This is a genomic window from Pseudomonas sp. H3_E07, assembly GCF_054668895.1.
Genome location: NZ_CP162795.1, coordinates 787,526 through 803,481, shown reverse-complemented (window position 1 = coordinate 803,481; position 15,956 = coordinate 787,526). Strand labels below are relative to the sequence as shown.

The 15,956-nt window shown below is 60.8% G+C and carries 13 protein-coding genes and 6 tRNA genes; 10 read left to right on the top strand and 9 right to left on the bottom strand.

What is annotated here, in order from left to right:
- The first annotated feature begins 303 nt into the window (after nucleotides 1-303).
- The 6 genes from AB4O08_RS03565 to AB4O08_RS03540 all read left to right on the top strand — a co-directional run bounded on the left by AB4O08_RS03565 (nucleotide 304) and on the right by AB4O08_RS03540 (nucleotide 976).
- Nucleotides 304-379, top strand: a tRNA-Glu gene (locus tag AB4O08_RS03565).
- A 4-nt stretch (nucleotides 380-383) separates the two neighbouring features.
- Nucleotides 384-459 (top strand) — tRNA-Gly (locus tag AB4O08_RS03560).
- Nucleotides 460-563: 104 nt separating this feature from the next.
- Nucleotides 564-639 (top strand) — tRNA-Glu (locus tag AB4O08_RS03555).
- A 3-nt stretch (nucleotides 640-642) separates the two neighbouring features.
- Nucleotides 643-718: transfer RNA gene (locus tag AB4O08_RS03550), tRNA-Gly, on the top strand.
- A 103-nt stretch (nucleotides 719-821) separates the two neighbouring features.
- Nucleotides 822-897 (top strand) — tRNA-Glu (locus AB4O08_RS03545).
- Nucleotides 898-900: 3 nt separating this feature from the next.
- Nucleotides 901-976: transfer RNA gene (locus tag AB4O08_RS03540), tRNA-Gly, on the top strand.
- A 53-nt stretch (nucleotides 977-1,029) separates the two neighbouring features.
- Here AB4O08_RS03540 and pdxR read toward each other — a convergent pair.
- A complete protein-coding gene (pdxR, locus tag AB4O08_RS03535) occupies nucleotides 1,030-2,511 on the bottom strand; it encodes a MocR-like pyridoxine biosynthesis transcription factor PdxR (protein ID WP_047543498.1) in 1,482 nt (493 codons plus the stop codon).
- 77 nt (nucleotides 2,512-2,588) lie between these two features.
- Between pdxR and AB4O08_RS03530 the strand changes: the two genes are divergently transcribed.
- A complete protein-coding gene (locus AB4O08_RS03530) occupies nucleotides 2,589-4,250 on the top strand; it encodes a M24 family metallopeptidase (RefSeq protein ID WP_010211668.1) in 1,662 nt (553 codons plus the stop codon).
- A 43-nt stretch (nucleotides 4,251-4,293) separates the two neighbouring features.
- Here the strand turns inward: AB4O08_RS03530 and AB4O08_RS03525 are convergent, their stop codons facing one another.
- From AB4O08_RS03525 to AB4O08_RS03500, 6 genes are all read right to left on the bottom strand, one after another.
- Nucleotides 4,294-6,033 (bottom strand): dipeptidase, encoded by a 1,740-nt coding sequence (locus tag AB4O08_RS03525; RefSeq protein WP_154974517.1) that lies wholly within the window; start codon nucleotides 6,031-6,033, stop codon nucleotides 4,294-4,296.
- A gap of 95 nt (nucleotides 6,034-6,128) precedes the next feature.
- Entirely contained in the window at nucleotides 6,129-7,346 is a 1,218-nt protein-coding gene (locus AB4O08_RS03520; RefSeq protein WP_010211664.1) for a phospholipase D-like domain-containing protein, read from the bottom strand.
- Between the two features lie 53 nt (nucleotides 7,347-7,399).
- Nucleotides 7,400-8,047, bottom strand: a complete 648-nt coding sequence (locus AB4O08_RS03515; protein WP_029529194.1) for a MotA/TolQ/ExbB proton channel family protein — start codon at nucleotides 8,045-8,047, stop codon at nucleotides 7,400-7,402.
- A 17-nt stretch (nucleotides 8,048-8,064) separates the two neighbouring features.
- Nucleotides 8,065-10,347, bottom strand: a complete 2,283-nt coding sequence (locus tag AB4O08_RS03510) for a TonB-dependent receptor (RefSeq protein WP_460114707.1) — start codon at nucleotides 10,345-10,347, stop codon at nucleotides 8,065-8,067.
- Between the two features lie 24 nt (nucleotides 10,348-10,371).
- Nucleotides 10,372-11,100 (bottom strand): energy transducer TonB family protein, encoded by a 729-nt coding sequence (locus AB4O08_RS03505; protein ID WP_045792358.1) that lies wholly within the window; start codon nucleotides 11,098-11,100, stop codon nucleotides 10,372-10,374.
- 2 nt (nucleotides 11,101-11,102) lie between these two features.
- Entirely contained in the window at nucleotides 11,103-11,510 is a 408-nt protein-coding gene (locus AB4O08_RS03500; protein WP_005786670.1) for an ExbD/TolR family protein, read from the bottom strand.
- A gap of 190 nt (nucleotides 11,511-11,700) precedes the next feature.
- Here AB4O08_RS03500 and AB4O08_RS03495 point away from each other — a divergent pair, with 190 nt between their 5' ends.
- Together AB4O08_RS03495 and AB4O08_RS03490 are read left to right on the top strand one after the other, a co-directional pair.
- On the top strand, nucleotides 11,701-12,255 hold the full coding sequence (locus AB4O08_RS03495; protein ID WP_460114706.1) for a GNAT family N-acetyltransferase: 555 nt from the start codon (nucleotides 11,701-11,703) through the stop codon (nucleotides 12,253-12,255).
- Nucleotides 12,252-13,826: an alkaline phosphatase D family protein gene (locus AB4O08_RS03490; RefSeq protein WP_044286910.1), complete on the top strand. Its 1,575-nt coding sequence runs from the start codon at nucleotides 12,252-12,254 to the stop codon at nucleotides 13,824-13,826. The genes AB4O08_RS03495 and AB4O08_RS03490 overlap by 4 nt, the downstream gene beginning before the upstream one ends.
- On the opposite strand, the gene AB4O08_RS03485 is transcribed toward AB4O08_RS03490, so the two are convergent.
- Nucleotides 13,823-14,449 carry a serine-tRNA(Ala) deacylase AlaX gene (locus AB4O08_RS03485; protein WP_021492118.1) on the bottom strand — a complete coding sequence of 209 codons (627 nt, stop codon included), beginning with the start codon at nucleotides 14,447-14,449 and terminating at the stop codon, nucleotides 13,823-13,825. The genes AB4O08_RS03490 and AB4O08_RS03485 overlap by 4 nt on opposite strands.
- 89 nt (nucleotides 14,450-14,538) lie before the next feature.
- Here AB4O08_RS03485 and AB4O08_RS03480 point away from each other — a divergent pair, with 89 nt between their 5' ends.
- Entirely contained in the window at nucleotides 14,539-15,483 is a 945-nt protein-coding gene (locus AB4O08_RS03480; protein WP_010211654.1) for a LysR family transcriptional regulator, read from the top strand.
- On the opposite strand, the gene AB4O08_RS03475 is transcribed toward AB4O08_RS03480, so the two are convergent.
- Nucleotides 15,484-15,891, bottom strand: a complete 408-nt coding sequence (locus tag AB4O08_RS03475) for a PA2817 family protein (RefSeq protein WP_010211653.1) — start codon at nucleotides 15,889-15,891, stop codon at nucleotides 15,484-15,486.
- Nucleotides 15,892-15,956: the final 65 nt, after the last annotated feature.

Genomic DNA, 15,956 nt, shown 5'->3' with positions numbered 1-15,956 from the left:
ATAGGACTGATCGACCAGTTGCCCGGGTAGTTTGCTTCTATATAGATAGGCGCTCCCTGCATGGATGCACATTGCCATCATTTGCCAGCGTGAACTATAGCGTCTTGTCGGGCGCCAGAATATAGGCGTCAAAGCCCGGCCGCGCACAATCTGCCCGCAAGCCCGCAAAGCAGGTCGAAGTCATTGATTTTAATAAATTTATCCTTGGGGGTTGACGACCTTTCAATCCATCCATAGAATGCGCGCCACTTAACGCGTAAAGCACACAGCGAAACGCGGCTAGGTAGTGAATGTTGTACGTGTGTCCCCTTCGTCTAGTGGCCTAGGACACCGCCCTTTCACGGCGGTAACAGGGGTTCGAGTCCCCTAGGGGACGCCAATTTGCGGGAATAGCTCAGTTGGTAGAGCACGACCTTGCCAAGGTCGGGGTCGCGAGTTCGAGTCTCGTTTCCCGCTCCAAGTTTAAGCAGTGTGGCTCTCGGGCGGCACTGAGTGAAACCAGGGCATGATCTTCGGATCTAACCTCTGGGCACTGAAATACACACCATGTGTTTCAGTTGTGTGTCCCCTTCGTCTAGTGGCCTAGGACACCGCCCTTTCACGGCGGTAACAGGGGTTCGAGTCCCCTAGGGGACGCCATTTGCGGGAATAGCTCAGTTGGTAGAGCACGACCTTGCCAAGGTCGGGGTCGCGAGTTCGAGTCTCGTTTCCCGCTCCAATTTAAGCAGTGTGGCCTTCGGGCGGCACTGAGTGAAACCAGGGCATGATCTTCGGATCTAACCTCTGGGCACTGAAATACACACCATGTGTTTCAGTAGCGTGTCCCCTTCGTCTAGTGGCCTAGGACACCGCCCTTTCACGGCGGTAACAGGGGTTCGAGTCCCCTAGGGGACGCCATTTGCGGGAATAGCTCAGTTGGTAGAGCACGACCTTGCCAAGGTCGGGGTCGCGAGTTCGAGTCTCGTTTCCCGCTCCATATTCAACAAAAACGCCGATCAGCAATGATCGGCGTTTTTGTTTGTGCGCGTTTTATCGTGCATTCGCCGCTTTGGCCAAGCGCAACGTGGCCTCGCGGATTTCTTCCTGGTTCAGCGATGCGAAGCCCAGGCGCAGCGCATTTTCCGCCTGGTCCATCGGTGAGAACTGTCGGCCGCTGCGGACGACCAGCCCGTGGTCCAATGCGCTTGCTACCATCCGGTCGACGTTTATCTGAGCGTCGAACCGCACCCATAGCGCCAGCCCGCCTTCTGGCTCCCGTACACTGATCCGCTCGCCGAACGCCTCATGCAGGCACGTCTGCAAGGTTTCACGGCGGGCGCGGTATTCCTTCGATACCCGGCGCAGATGTTTCTTGAGTTCGCCGTCGTTGATCAGGTCTGCGAGCATGGTTTGCGCGACTGCATCGGCATCGCCCAGCATCAATGCGGCGTTGCTGTGCAAGGCTTCGACCACCTGCGCGGGAGCCACCACATAACTGCAGCGAAACGTCGAGCCGAGGGCCTTGGATAAGGAGCCGATATAGATCACATGGCGCTGGGCGCGATCGCTTGCCAGGGGCAAGTAGGGCCGCCCATTGAAGTGATACTCATGGTCGTAATCTTCTTCGATGATGCAGAAGTCGTGCAGCGCCGCCAATGCCAGCAACTGTTGCCGCCGTGCTGCGTGCAGGCTCACGGTGGTGGGGAACTGGTGGTGCGGCGTGAGATAGATCATCCGTACCTGATGTTCGCGGCACAGGCGGTCGATCTGGTCCGTGCGACAGCCTTCTTCGTCGATGTCCACCGTGACCAGTTGCGCGCCCAGCTTGCGGAAGATTTCCCACGCCGGTGGGTAACTCAGGCGCTCCACCAGGACCACGTCGCCGGGTCTGAGCAACAGGCTGGCGGTCAGGTACAGCGACATCTGGGTGCCTTGGGTCAGGCAGATGTTTTCGGCGCTGACCGTCAACCCACGGTTGTTGCGCAGCATCTCGGCCAGGGCGCAGCGCAAATGGTAGCCGGTGCCCTCGCTGCCGTAGCGCAGGGTGTTGGACGCGAAGCTGTTGCGTAGGGCGTTGCGGTAATAGCGGTGCAACACGGCTTGGGGCAGCAAGCGGTGGTCGCTGGTGCCGTTATCGAAAAACAGCGCGTCATGCCGATGATTCAGCGCGGTCACCTGGGCGTTCTGGGTGAAATACGCAGCGGTGGTCTGCGCCAGGATGGGCGGAGCGAAGGACGCTTGCGCGCGACTCGGCAGTTGTTTGGACGTCAACTGCGCATTGACGAACGTTCCGCGCCGCGGCTCGCTGACCAGCCAACCCTTGGTCAAGGCCTCTTCGTAGGCCAGGATCACGGTCTTGCGGTTGACGTCGAGCAACTGCGCCATCTCCCGTGTGCCCGGTAGCAAGGTGCCGGGCGCCAATCGTCCTTCCACGATTGCGGCCACCAGGCCTTCGGCAATCTTGCGGTAGGACGCCTGCCTGGCAGTGTCGTCCAGCTTGAGCAGCGGGCGCCATTTTCGCATCTGGACCATCTGAAGTATCCAAAACTGGAGGTTTTAATGGGCCTAGTCTAACGCAACAATCAAGCCTCACTCACCCCGAGGTTGTTATGAATACACGCCATATCGTCGAACTGTCCCCCTCGGGGAAAACCTTTGAGGCCGGTGACGAACTGTTGCTGGATGCGATGCTCGCCAACGGTTTGTCGGTGCCGTTTTCCTGCCGACGCGGGGCCTGTGGCTCATGCAAGGTGGTGGTCGCAGAAGGGACATACCGGGCCAAATACCTGGCGCCGGATGCACCCGCGCCGTGTTATCCGTTGGCAGCCAATGAGATGCTGTTGTGCCAGAGCCACGCCTGCGGCGACATGCGCCTGGAAATCCCCGGATGGTCGCTGGACACGCCCGCGCGGGTGGTCGAGGCGCAGGTCGTGAGCAAGCGCGCACTGAGCCCCGACATCATTGAACTGGTGATGATGCCGGACAGGCCGCTGGTGGTGCGGGCGGGCCAGTACCTCAAGTTCTGCCTGGTCGATGGCGACTCGCGGTGCTTCTCGATCGCTAACCTGCCGGCCGGAGACGATGGGCGCCTGGTGTTTCAGATTCGTCAGGTAAGCGGTGGGCTGTTTTCCGAGACGCTCCTCAGCGACCTCGATGCCGGGGACCTGTTGCAATTGGAAGGGCCGTTTGGTGCCTGCACCTGGCAGGAAACGGATGACAGCCCTGTCGTCCTGTTCGCCACCGGCACCGGTTATGCGGGCATCAAGCCGATCCTGCTGACAGCGTTGGCGCGCAACGTCGAAGTCACGCTGTACTGGGGAGGGGCGCAACCTGCGGATTTTTATGACCGTGCATTCCTGGCTGACGCGAGCGCCGCGCACCCGGGTTTTTGCTGGCATCCGGTGCTGGCGTCGCAGGGTAGGGTGCAGGAGGTTGCGTTGAGTCACGGGCATGCCTGGGAGCAAGCGCAGGTGTACGCGTGCGGTAACGCCGCAATGATCCGCCAGGCCCGCGAGCAGTGTCTCGACGCGGGCTTGCCGGCGCACCGGTTTGTTGCCGAAGCCTTTGTGCCCAGTGGTTGCTCAGGCGCGCAAACGCCCTTGCCCGCGTTTGACCCGATCTGGGAAAAAGTCGGCCCCCGCTACTCGTTTGACGGCATGCTGGCGGCACGTGACCAATCCATCCGTGCCCTGGCGGCGATTGCGAGCCGCCTCAAGGTTGGCATGACCACCGGCGAAGCCCTCGACATGGCCGCCGAGCAGCTGCAGGCCATGGGCGCATCCCACACCTGGCATCCGACCTATATCCGCTTTGGCGACGACACGGTCCGGCCCCCCCGCGAAGGGATTGACCGTCAGCGCAGGCTGCGCGCCTCCGATATCGCCGTGGTCGACCTGGGCCCGGTGTGGGACGGCTATGAAGGCGATTATGGCGATACCTTTGTGTTCGGTGATTCGCCGTTGCACCTGGCATGCCGCGCGGCACTGCACGAGGTCTTCGACGAGACCCGCGAAGCCTGGTTGCGCGGCCTCACCGGGCGCGAACTCTATGACTTTGCCGAGCAAAGCGCGGTGTCAAAAGGCTGGAGGCTGGCGCGCAATCTCGCGGGGCATCGTCTTGCGGATTTTCCTCACGCATTGTTCGAGTGCAAGGACCTGGCCGATCTGGAGATCCCGCCGAGCGAAATGGCCTGGGTGCTGGAAATCCAGCTGTGCCATCCCACGGAACCGGTCGGTGGTTTTTTCGAGGATATATTGATGCTGCAAGCGTGAAGAGCCCGCCGTTGCGGCGGGCTGCTTTACATCAGCGCTTGGCTCAGAGCTTCGGCAGTTGGCCGATACGGCCCATCATTTCAGTCACGATCTGCAGGTCCAGCAGGAACTGGTCGACGGTCTTGAATTCGTTGTCGGTGTGCCCGGTGTACTTCACTTCCGGACGCGCCAGGCCGAATTGCACGCCGTTGGGCAGTTCATGCACGGAGGTCGCGCCGGCCGATGTGCCGAACGTGTGATCCATGCCCAGGTTTTCGCTGGCCACCGCCAACAGCGCTTTGACCCACTCACCTTCAGGGTTGCGGTACATCGGTTCGGCCACCGAGTAGGTGAAGTCCACCTTGACCTTGGTTTTCTTTTCCCAGGCGCTCAGCTTGTCGGCGATCTCGGCCTTGAGTTTTTCCGGCGACTTGCCCTTCGGCACGCGCAGGTTCACCGCCAACTTGAAGGCCTTGTCATCCAGGCCGACAAAGGTCAGCGAAGTGGTCAGCGGACCCATGAACTCATCGGAGAAGCCCACGCCCAGCTTGCCGCCCAGGTAGTCCAGGCCCCAGTTGTCGGATGCATAACGGGCGGCGTCAGTGATGTGGTTGTGCTTGAGGGCGATCTTGCCATCGACGCTGTGAATCAGCTCCAGCATGCGCGCCACTGGGTTGACCCCGGATTCCGGCTCGGACGAGTGCGCGGACACGCCGGTGACGGTCAGCTTGACGTCTTTGCCATCGACCTTGGTGGCCACTTCAAAATCACCACCGTTGCGCTTGGCGTATTCGGTGCCGGCCTTCTGCAGGCTGGCGGCCAATTCGGCAGGCTTGTCGCTGACGAACGTTGCCACCGAGGCCGACGGAATCTGGTTGGTGGCCATGCCACCGGTCATCGCGATGATTTCCGCGCCTTTGCCTTCACCCTTGCGACGCGGGAAGGTAGCCATCACCGTGCCGTAGCCTTTCTCGGCAATCACCACCGGGTAGCCGCCGTCCAGCGCCAGGTTGTACTGCGGTGTCGGGTTCTTTTCGAAGTAATACGGAATCGCGTCGCCGGAAGTTTCTTCGGTGGTGTCCACCAGCAGCTTGAAATTGCGCGCCAGCGGCAGTTTTTCTTCCTTGATCACCTTCATGGCATACATCGCTACCACGATGCCGTTCTTGTCATCCTCGGTGCCACGTCCGTACATGCGGTCGCCGATCAGCGTGACCTTGAACGGATCGAGCTTGGTGCCGTCTTTCAGCACCCAATTTTCCGGCGTCACCGGCACCACATCGGCGTGGGCGTGGATGCCGACCACTTCATCACCGCTGCCTTCCAGGGATATTTCGTACACACGGTTGTCGATGTTGCGAAAGTTCAGGTTAAAGGCCTTGGCCAGGTCCTGGATCTTGCCGGCAATCTTGATGAATTCCGGGTTCTTGTATTGCGGCAGACCGTCGACATTAAAGGTCGGGATTTCCACCAGCTCGCGCAGGGTTTCGGTGGCGGCCTTGCCGTATTTCACACGGGTGTAGATGCCGAGCAGGCGATTGATTTCGTTCTGCTGGTCGGCGCTCAGGGTTTTATTGTCGAGGAAGGCATTGATCGCCGGGCCCACGTCGCTGGTTTTGCCCATATCGCCCTTGGCCAGTGTGCCGAGGAAACCGCGAAAATCGGTGACGGACGTTTCGCTGAAACTCTTGAGAATCGCCGTGCTCTGGTCTGGAGTGATGTTAGCGAACGCGGGGCTGGATAGGGCCGAGAGGCTCGCGGCGAACAGGGTGGCAGCCGCCAATTGCTTGAGTGGGAAGTGCATGGAAAGACGCATTCCTTTGCAGGTAGTGAGTGGGAAGTTTCTGATCAATCTGTCAGAAACATTTCCACACACTACCACTACTCAGGTGCCACTGGTCAATGCTGGCCAGGGTGGGGCTCGGGGTACTCCTCGGTCACGTTCAAGGCTCTAGCGTAGGGCCCATCCCACAATTGCGCATGCAATTCCCCGACACGCTTGGCCATCGCTTCGCTGCGCATCACCACTTCCAGGTTGCGCGAATTATCCAGATACCCGCCCAACCAGTTGCTGGTGCCGATCCAGGCAACCTGGCCGTCGATCTCCATGGTCTTGCTGTGGATCACCCGCGCATACGGGATAAAGCCTTGCTTGGCTTGCGGCAGGGTGACGATCTTGACTTGGACGTTGGGCAACACCGCCAGGCTTTTGAGGTAGGGCAGTTCCAGCGCGTCGGTGTTCCAGTTGGACACCATCAGCTTGATCGACACCCCACGTGCCGCTGCCGCGCGCACGGCGTTGTCGATCACCGCGTAGTACGGACGCGTCTTGTCGGGTCCGTAGGACAGTGGCGCGTAGTCCAACAGTTGCACGCGCACCTCGTGCTTCGCTTCGTTCAGCAGGCGTGGCAGTTCCAACTGTGAGTCGCCCACGCCCGGTGGGTTGTAGCGTTGCGGGCTGGCGACCAGGTAGTTGCCGGTGCGCGGTGGTGCATTGCGTGTGACAGGCAGCGGCACCGGTTGGTTGTCGGTCAAGGCCTGCTGGGCTTTCCAGTCCTGCTCGAAGATCGCTTGCACCTGGCTTACCACGGTCGGGTCGGTGATGCGCAGCCCGGTTTCGTGGATGTGTTCCAGTGAACGCCAATCGAAATTCTGGCTGCCCACGAAGGCCTGCTTGCCGTCCACTACCAAGTATTTGGCGTGGATGATGCCGCCGCTCACGCGCGCGTAGGGCAACACACGAAAGGTCAGGTTGGGGATCGCCCGCAAGCGTTCCAGAGTGGAGGCTTCCGACAACTTGATGCCTTTTTCTTCCAGCAGAAAGCGAATCTTCACACCGCGTTTACCGGCGGCTTCCAGGCGTTCAATCACGCGGTCCATCACCGAGCCCGGATGATCGACGGCGTAGAATTGGCCGATATCGATGCTGCTTTTTGCACCGTCGAACAGTTCGCTCCATACCGGGCCCGGTTGACGCAAGTCGTCGGTACCGAGGGCGGTGTCCACCGGCACGGTGTGCACCAGTTCAAACCCCGGAATCGAAAAGTCCGCCTGGACCAGCGGACTCATGAGCAAGCCTGCCAGGCCTGCAATGCGCAATTTCAAGGAAACGGACATAGGGATTCCCATCGGAAAAGAAAAGCGGGCGCATTGCGCGCCCGCTGTTACGGTTACGCCGTGCGGCTGTGCAGCGGCGTCGGCACCAGGTGCGGCACTTCACTCTGCACGCGGGCGCCGGTGGCGGCGCGGATCAGCAGGATTTTCAGCTGATCGTTGATGCGTTCCAGGCTGTCCTGGAAGAAGTTGTGGAACACCACGCAGAACAGCGCGATGGCGATCCCCAGGCCGGTGGCGAACAAGGCCGTCCCGATACCACCGGAAATCTGCCCTGGATCAGACACACCCGCCGTGGCCAGCGCCTTGAAGGTGTCGATAATGCCGAGGATGGTGCCCAGCAAACCCAACAGCGGGGCGGCGGTGGTGATGGTTTCGATGATCCACAGGCTGCGGGCCAGTGGCGCACGAGTGGTCAGGTATTGGGTTTCGATCACGTCATCCAGGTCCTTGCGCGAACCTTGCGAGGCTTTCTGTGCCAGGACCGGCAACACCATGCTCAGCGGCAGGCTGTCACGGCGGATCAGGCTTTCCGGCAGGTCGCGCTCGCTGTGCACATTGGCGCCCAGCACCTCGGTCAGCGCACGAGCTTGCCTGCGTACATAGGCGAAGTAAATCCCGCGTTCGATGGTGATAAAGATCGCGATGGCCATCGCGGCATACATCACATAAAAGGTGATGTCGTGGAGCAGGTTCATGTCCATGTTCACTTACCTCGCAATTAGAAGTTGGCTTCCAGGGAAACCGTCACGGTGCGTTCCAGGCCTACGATGTAGGCAGGGTCGCCGTCGCGGAAACCGCTGTAGCTGGCCGCGTTGGTCTTGGTGGTGTAGACGCCGTCCAAGTATTTCTTGTCGAACAGGTTGTCGACGTTCAGGCGCAGGGTCGCGTCCTTGACCACCTTTTTGTCCACCGGCAGGTAAATACCCGCGCCGGCGTTGAACACGGTGCGGCCGGAGATGGCTTCGTCGTTGGTCAGGTCGCCGTAGAGCTTGCTGGTGTACTTACCGCCGAAGGTGCCGTAGAAACGGCCGTCGTCGTAGCCGATGTTGGCGGCCAGCATGTTTTTCGGCACGTTGGCGAACTGCTTGCCGCTGGTGGGCAACACGATGGCTTTGCCGGCGTTGTAGACGGTCAGGTCGTCTTGCTGCTCGGCCTTGGTGTAGGTGTAGGAGGTGTAGTAGTTGAAGTGATTCGGCAACAGGCCGCTCCACTCCAGCTCCAGGCCGCTGTTGTTGACGGAGCCGGCGTTGATGTCGGCGAAGTCGCCGTTGATGTCGCGCGACGACACCTGGCGATCCTTGAACTGCATGTAGAACAAAGTGGCGGCTACGGTCATGTCTTCATCGGTGTAACGCCAGCCCAACTCATGGTTCCAGCTGGTTTCCGGCTTGGAGTCGATGGAGCCGACGCCTTTGTCGTACAGCACGTAGTTCTGCGGGATGCGCATGTTGCGCGACAGGCTGTAGAACAACTGGTCGCGTTCGTCCAACTGGTATTTCAGGCCGGCGTTGGGCAGCAACTTGTTGTAGGTCTGGTTACGTTTTTCCGGCTGCTCGGTGAGGCTGCCGTGGTTGGTGCCGTCGCGCTTGACGTTCATGTAGGCCAGGCCCGCGATCAGGGTCCAGTCCGAGTTGATGTACCAGGTGTCCTGGGCCCAGACCTTCTGCGCCGGGGTGATGGTGAAGCGGTCGCGACCCTGGATGGTGTTGCCGTTGGCATCGGCCACGGCGTCGTTGGAGTCCGGCCAGGTGTCCACCGGCTTGCCATTGGACTTGAGCGGAATGAACGGCTGGGTCTGGCTTTGGCGTGCGCGTTCGTACCAGTAGCCGACTTGCAGGCTGTGGTCGCCCAGGTCCCAGTTCAGTTTGGTGGTGATGCCCGGACGCCAGGTCTGGGTGCGCGAAGGGCGGTAGTACACACCGCTGTTCGGGGTGCCGTCGGCGTTGTATTGGGCGCCGGTGGGCAGGTTGCCCAGGTCGAATACGCCAGCCTGGTTCGAGCCGCGGTTCAGCGCATAGCTGGACGAGCCGACACCGCTGCCGTTACCCCAGTAGTAATACGGGATCACCGACAGCGCGAGGTTGTCCGCCAGTTTGAACTGAGTATTGAGCACGGCGGTGAACGTCTGGAACGGGTTCTGCGCCAGCGCGTAGTAGCTGTTGTACTTGCCGTTGCTGCCCACGGTAGGTGTGGCGGGGTAGGGGTCGTACTTGCGGCCGTTCTGCTGGTACTGGGCCTTGGTCAGTTGGCTGTAGCTGTTGTTGTCCTGCTCGTGGTACTTGAGGATCAGGTTGGCGGTGTTGCCATCGCCAGCGTCGAAGAAGCTGTTCCACTCGACCTTGTCCGCGCGCACGGCGCCGGAACCGCGCCACATCTGGCCTTCGGTATGCGACGCCGACAACCAGTTGCTCAGGCCGTTGATCTCGCCGGTATTGAGACGGGCAAAGGTCTTGCGCGTGGCGTTGCTGCCCATCACCTGTTTGACGAATGCCCCGGTTTCCTTGGTCGGGCGAATGGTCACGATGCCGATGTTGCCGCCGCTGGAACCGATGTGCGGACCGTCGGCTTCCGAGGAACCCTGGGTGACGAAAATCTGCTCAATGTTTTCCGGGTCGCCCAACAGGTTGGAGTACAGCGCGTAGTTGCCCGAGTCGTTGATCGGCATGCCGTCCACCGACATTCCCACCTGGTCGGAGTTGAGCCCGCGCATGGTGAAACGAAAGCCGGACAGGCCAGTGTTGTCTTCGCTGGAAATGTTCAAGCCTGGGGTGTACTTGAGCTTGTCCACGGCGTTGCCGGTGGCGGTCTGTTTATCCAGCGCTTCCTTGGTTACGGTGGAGCGGCCCTTGATGCTTTCTTCCTGCACCATGTAGCCGCCATCTGCCGTGGCTTTGCCCTGAACCCCAATAGTCCCGACGTCGCTGTTGTTGGTGTCGGCCATGACCATTCCCTGGCCCATGCTTGCGGCAACGAGTGCCAGATGAATCCGTGTGAACCTCATCTCTGTCGTCCTGGTGTCGGGTGCTTATTGCACGCTGTAGTTGAAGGTGGCGGTGAAGCGCTGCTCATTGCGGCCCCCGAAGGCTTGCTCGGGGAACGGCTTGACTTGCTTGATGCGACGCAAGCTGTTGGTGGCGGCCCGGTTGAGCAACATGCTCGAGGCCTGGGTTTGCAAGCCGGAGTCGAGAACCCGGCCCTGGCGATCGACCAGCAACCAGACCACCACTTCGCCGGTCGGGCGTTCGAGGGAGGCCTGACGCCCGGTGGGATACTGCTTGTAGGTGTCCAACTCGTTGCGCAGCCCCTTGAGATAGCCGCCTTCCAGTGCTTGGCCATCGACCTTAGGTGGCGCAGGCGGCGCGGGCGTCGGCGCGACCTGTGCCACAGCCGCCGGTGCCGGTTTGGCAGTGACCGGTGGCGGAGCCGGTGCAGGTGTCGGTTGGGCGACTATGGGCTTGGGCACAGGTTTCGGCTTGGGCTCATGCTTGGGTTTGGGCAGCGGTTTTGGCGGCGGTGGCGGCGGGGCTGGCTCGGCCTCTTCATCCTCGATCACCGGCGGTGGCGGCGCTTGTTCCACCACCGGCTCCGGGATCACTTCCGGCTCCGGCTCGACCAACGCCAACTCGACCGCCGATTCGTCATAAACCGGCTCGACCTTCAACGTCTGGGACTGGATACCCACTGCAATCAGGACCAGGGCGATCAGGGCCGGAACGCTGCCCAGCAGCTGACGCGCACGAAACAATACGTACATGATCAGGACTTACGCGTAGCAATGGACACGGAGGTAAAGCCACCCAGGCGCAGGGTGTCCATCACTTCCACCAGGCGCGAAACCTCCACGCCTTTGTCGCTGTTAACGATGATGGTCGACTTGGTGTCGGGCTTTTCCGCCGCTTTCAGCGCCGGCACCAGCGCGTCGACCGTGAGGTCCTTGCCATCCAGTTGCAGTTGGCCTTCCAGGCCCAGTGTCAGGATGAATTTGTTCTGTGGTTTGAGCTGCTGCGAACTGCTGGCGCTGGGCAGTTGCGTCTTCATGCCGAGGGCCGGAATCACGTTCAGGCTCACGAGTACGAAAAACACCAGGAGGAACATCATCACGTCGATCATCGGGATCAGTTCGATGTGCGCCTTGCGTTTTTTCGGTTCGTCCCAGGTTCTCATTCCGCTACCCCGTTATTGAATTAGGGGCGACACGCTAACAACCAAAAATGACCGATTGGTTAACTTTAATTGACGTTTTGAGGGCTCTAGGACGCGTCTTACAGGCGAATCTCAAGACATTTTTGTGACGTAACAGAATTGACATGTGGCAGGAGCACTCTCAAAAACTTTACTTCGAGGGCCCCTGGAAATGAGCCGTGAGCTGCCACAAATATCCACGTCGCGACTGTTAATGCGCGCACTGGAAAACCATCAGGCCGAGACGTTGTGGGGCCTCGCCAACGGTCCGAACATCGCAGATAACACGGCGAGCATTCCCTCGCCTTACACCCTCGAAACGGCGCAGAACTTTATCGAGGGCATGCAGCAAAAATTTCACTCGGCCCACCTGTTGAGCCTGGGCATGCATCGGCGTGACTGCGGTGAACTGATCGGCATCGTCAGCCTGCGCATCAACCCGGCCCACCGCTATGGACATTTGGGCGGGTGGGTAGCGGCGGATGCGCGCAACCAAGGGTATGCAGCAGAGGCGGCGCGTGCGCTGATGGACTACGGTTTTTCCGAACTCGACCTGCACCGTGTGGGCAGCCAGTGTTTCAGTCGCAACAAAGAGTCGGCGCGGGTCATGGAGAAAATCGGCTTGCGGTACGAAGGCTGCATGCGCGGGGCGTTCCTCAAGAACGGCGTGCATGAGGACATGCTGGTGTTCGCCACGGTGCGTGAGGATTGGGAGTTACGGCGGTGAGTGGTGAGGTTGATCATGGCCGGCGCCGGGTGCTTGCCGGGCTGGCCGTCGCCACCACGTTTTCGATCCTCAGTCCGTTTGCGCGCAGCGCCGGAGTGGACTATCCGTTCACCCTCGGCGTGGCGTCCGGAGACCCGTTGCCCGACGGGTTTGTGATCTGGACACGCCTGGCGCCTTTGTTCAATGCCGCGGATGGCCGGGGTGGCTTGAGCCGATCGGTTCCGGTGCGTTGGCGGGTCGCCAGCGATGCCGCCATGAGCCGCGTGGTGCGCCAGGGCGAGGTCATGGCCAGCGAGCGCTGGGGGCATTCAGTGCATGTGGAAGTCGCGGGGCTGGAGGCGGGCCGGCCTTACTGGTATCAGTTCGAAGGGCTTGGGGCACAAAGCCCGGTGGGGCAGTCGCGCACGGCGCCGGGCGTGCATGCCATGACGTCGGCGCGCCTTGGGTTTGTCTCGTGTTCCCACTGGGAGCGCGGTTATTTCAGTGCCTATCGCCACCTGGCAGAGGAGCAGCCCGACCTGGTGTTTTTTCTCGGCGACTACATCTACGACAGTTCCTACGCGGCGGATTCGGGCAAGATCATTCGCTCCCACGGCAGCGGCAATGCAGTGAGCCTGAGCGACTATCGCAACCGCTATGCCCTGTACAAAACCGATCCGGATCTACAGGCCCTGCACGCCGCCGCACCGAGCGTGGCGACCTGGGATGATCACGAAGTGCAGAACGACTACGCCAACCGCTGGTCCCAGGATCCCAGGGTCCCTGTCGCACAATTTATGCAGCAGCGGGCGGCGGCCTACCAGGCTTACTACGAGCATATGCCGTTGCGTGCCAGCAGCTTGCCGAAGGGGCCGGACATGCGCATTTATCGACGCCTGGACTACGGCCGACTGGCCCGCTTCCACGTGCTGGACGGTCGGCAATATCGTTCCGAACAACCGTGCATTTTGGCCAATGGCAGTCACCAGGGGCATATTGCCGATAACCTCTGTCATGACTTGCGCGACCCTGGCCGAACCCTGCTTGGTTGGCAGCAAGAGGCCTGGTTGGACCAAGGGTTTGCCCAGTCGAAGGCGCAATGGAACATCATCGCCCAGGACCTGCTGGTGGCCCCGTTGACCCAGCGTGACCTGACCAACCACAAACCGGGACGTTGGACCGACGGTTGGGATGGCTACATGGCCAATCGCTCACGGATGCTGGCTTCCATCGAACGTAACCGGGTCAGCAACCCGGTGTTCTGGGGCGGTGATATCCATTCGTTCTGGGTGACGGATCTGCAGGCTGATGGCAACAACCCGGACTCGCAGGTGGTGGCCACGGAATTTGTCGGCACTTCAGTGACGTCCGACGGCCCGCCCTTTGACGCGTTCAGCAAGCTGCTGCCTCTCAACCCGCATGTGAAGTTTTTCGACAGCCGCCAGCGGGGGTATGTGTCGGTGGAGGTGGAAGCACACAAGATGCTCACGAACCTGCGTGTGATTACCGACCCCCGCGACCCGGCGGCCACGGTGTCGACCCTCAAGTCATTTGTGGTGGAGTCTGGGTGGGCGGGGGCGATTGAGGTTTAAGCGATTTCGTAGCGCACCGACAGCGCACCCTTTTTCTCCGACAGGGCCAGGATGCTCACCTGGCCCAATTCGCTCAGCGCCTGCACGTGGGTGCCGCCGCAGGCATACGCGGGCAATTCGCCGAAGCCGACTTCGCGGGTGCCGTCTTCCAGGTTCATGTGGCGCGGGTAATCCGCGGCGATCCATTGGTTGACCTGTTGCTGGAGCGCCTCGGCTTCCATGGCTTGCGCCGCTTCGCCACGGATGAAGGTGATCTTGCCTTCGCCGGGCCAGTGATGAGCCTTGATCGGCATCCAGCCCAGGGCCTCGCCTGCGTTGCCGATCAGGTGCCCGGCGGAATGCAATCGGGTGTGTAACGTGCGGCGCTGTTCGTCGACCCGAGCGGTGATCGGACCGGGTTCCAATGGGCGGTCGACATAGTGCACCACGCGGTCGGCTTCCTGGGTGACGCGAAGTACAGTGCTTTCACCGAGCCAGCCGGTATCGAAAGGTTGCCCGCCGCCCTGTGGGTGAAAAATCGTCGACTGCAGGATGACTGCAAACTGCTCCCCGTGAGGTGTGCAACTCAACACCTCAAGCTCGGCAGTCAGGTGGTCGTGGGTAAAAAACAGGCGCTCGGTCATGATCTACATCCGCATCAGGGTTCTGCGGGCAGTATAAATAGTGCGTGGATAGGTGATAATCCATTCAATTATCAATGGACCTGTGCACCATGAGCATCAATCTTCCTTTGCCGCTGCTGGGCGAAATGGCGATTTTCGTCAAAGTGGTGGAAACCGGCAGCTTCTCCGAGGCCGCCCGGCAGCTGGGTGCTTCGCCTTCCTCGGTGAGCCGCAGCATTTCTCGCCTGGAGAAGGCCCTGGCGACGCGCTTGCTGCAGCGCACCACGCGAAAGTTGCGCCTCAGCGAAGGCGGGGAGGAGGTGTTCAAGCGCTGCCAGGAGATGGTCAGCGCGGCGCGCTCGGTGATGGAGATCAGCGGCCAGTTCACCCATGAAGCCGAAGGGCTGGTGCGAGTCAGCGTGCCCAAGGCGGTGGGGCGGTTTGTGGTGCACCCGCATATGCCGGAATTCCTGCGGCGTTATCCCAAGGTGGATGTGCAGTTGATCCTGGAGGATCGCCAGGTGGACATGATCGATGACAATGTCGACCTGAGCATCCGCATCACCGACAGCCCACCGCCGGGGTTGGTGGGTCGGCAGTTGTTGCCCATCGAGCATTTGCTGTGCGCGACGCCGCAGTACTTGGCCGCACACGGTACGCCGGGGCATCCCCATGATCTGCTGGCGCACAGCTGCATCTACCTGGGGGAGACACCCGGTGATTCACGCTGGAAATTCCGCCAGGCTGGCAAGGCCGTGACGGTTGCGGTGCGCGGGCGTTACGCGGCGAACCACACCGGGGTTCGGCTGGATGCGGTGTTGCAGCATGTGGGTATCGCCAGCTTGCCGTATTTCACGGCGCGCCACGCGTTGGAGGAGGGGCGGTTGGTACAGGTGTTGCCGGCGTGGGACTTTATTGCGTCCTACCATGGCGAGGCGTGGTTGCTGCATTCGCCCACGCGGTATCTGCCGCCGAAGTTACGGGTATTTATCGATTATCTGGTGGCGTGCATGGCGAAGGAGCCGACGTTGCGTCGGCCCATTCCAGGTCGCTGATCAGTGCTTGCTCTGGTCGTCCGGCATGGCCAGTAGCTGCTTTTCCTGGTTCCAGTCGAACGGTTCGTCGTTCTGTTCGGCTTCGAAGCGACGTTCTTCCAGCGCCTGGTACAGGTCCAGTTCTTCGTCGGGCATGAAGTGCAGGCAGTCACCGCCAAAGAACCACAGCAGGTCGCGCGGCACCAAGTGGGCAATCTGCGGGTAACGCAGGATGACCTGGCTCATCAGGTCCTGGCCCAGGTACTGGCTTTCGATCGGGTCGATCGGCAGCAGGGCGCGCAATTCGTCGAAGCGCTCCAGGAACAGTGAATGGCTTTCCTCGGGCACCTGTTCGGCTTCGCCGACGGCAACCAGGATGCTGCGCAGGTGGTCGAGCAAGACGAGATGATCGGCAACGACGTTGGACACGAGATAAGTCCTCTAAAGCAAAAACGGGCGCGAGAGTATATAGCTCTCGCGCCCGTATTTATATG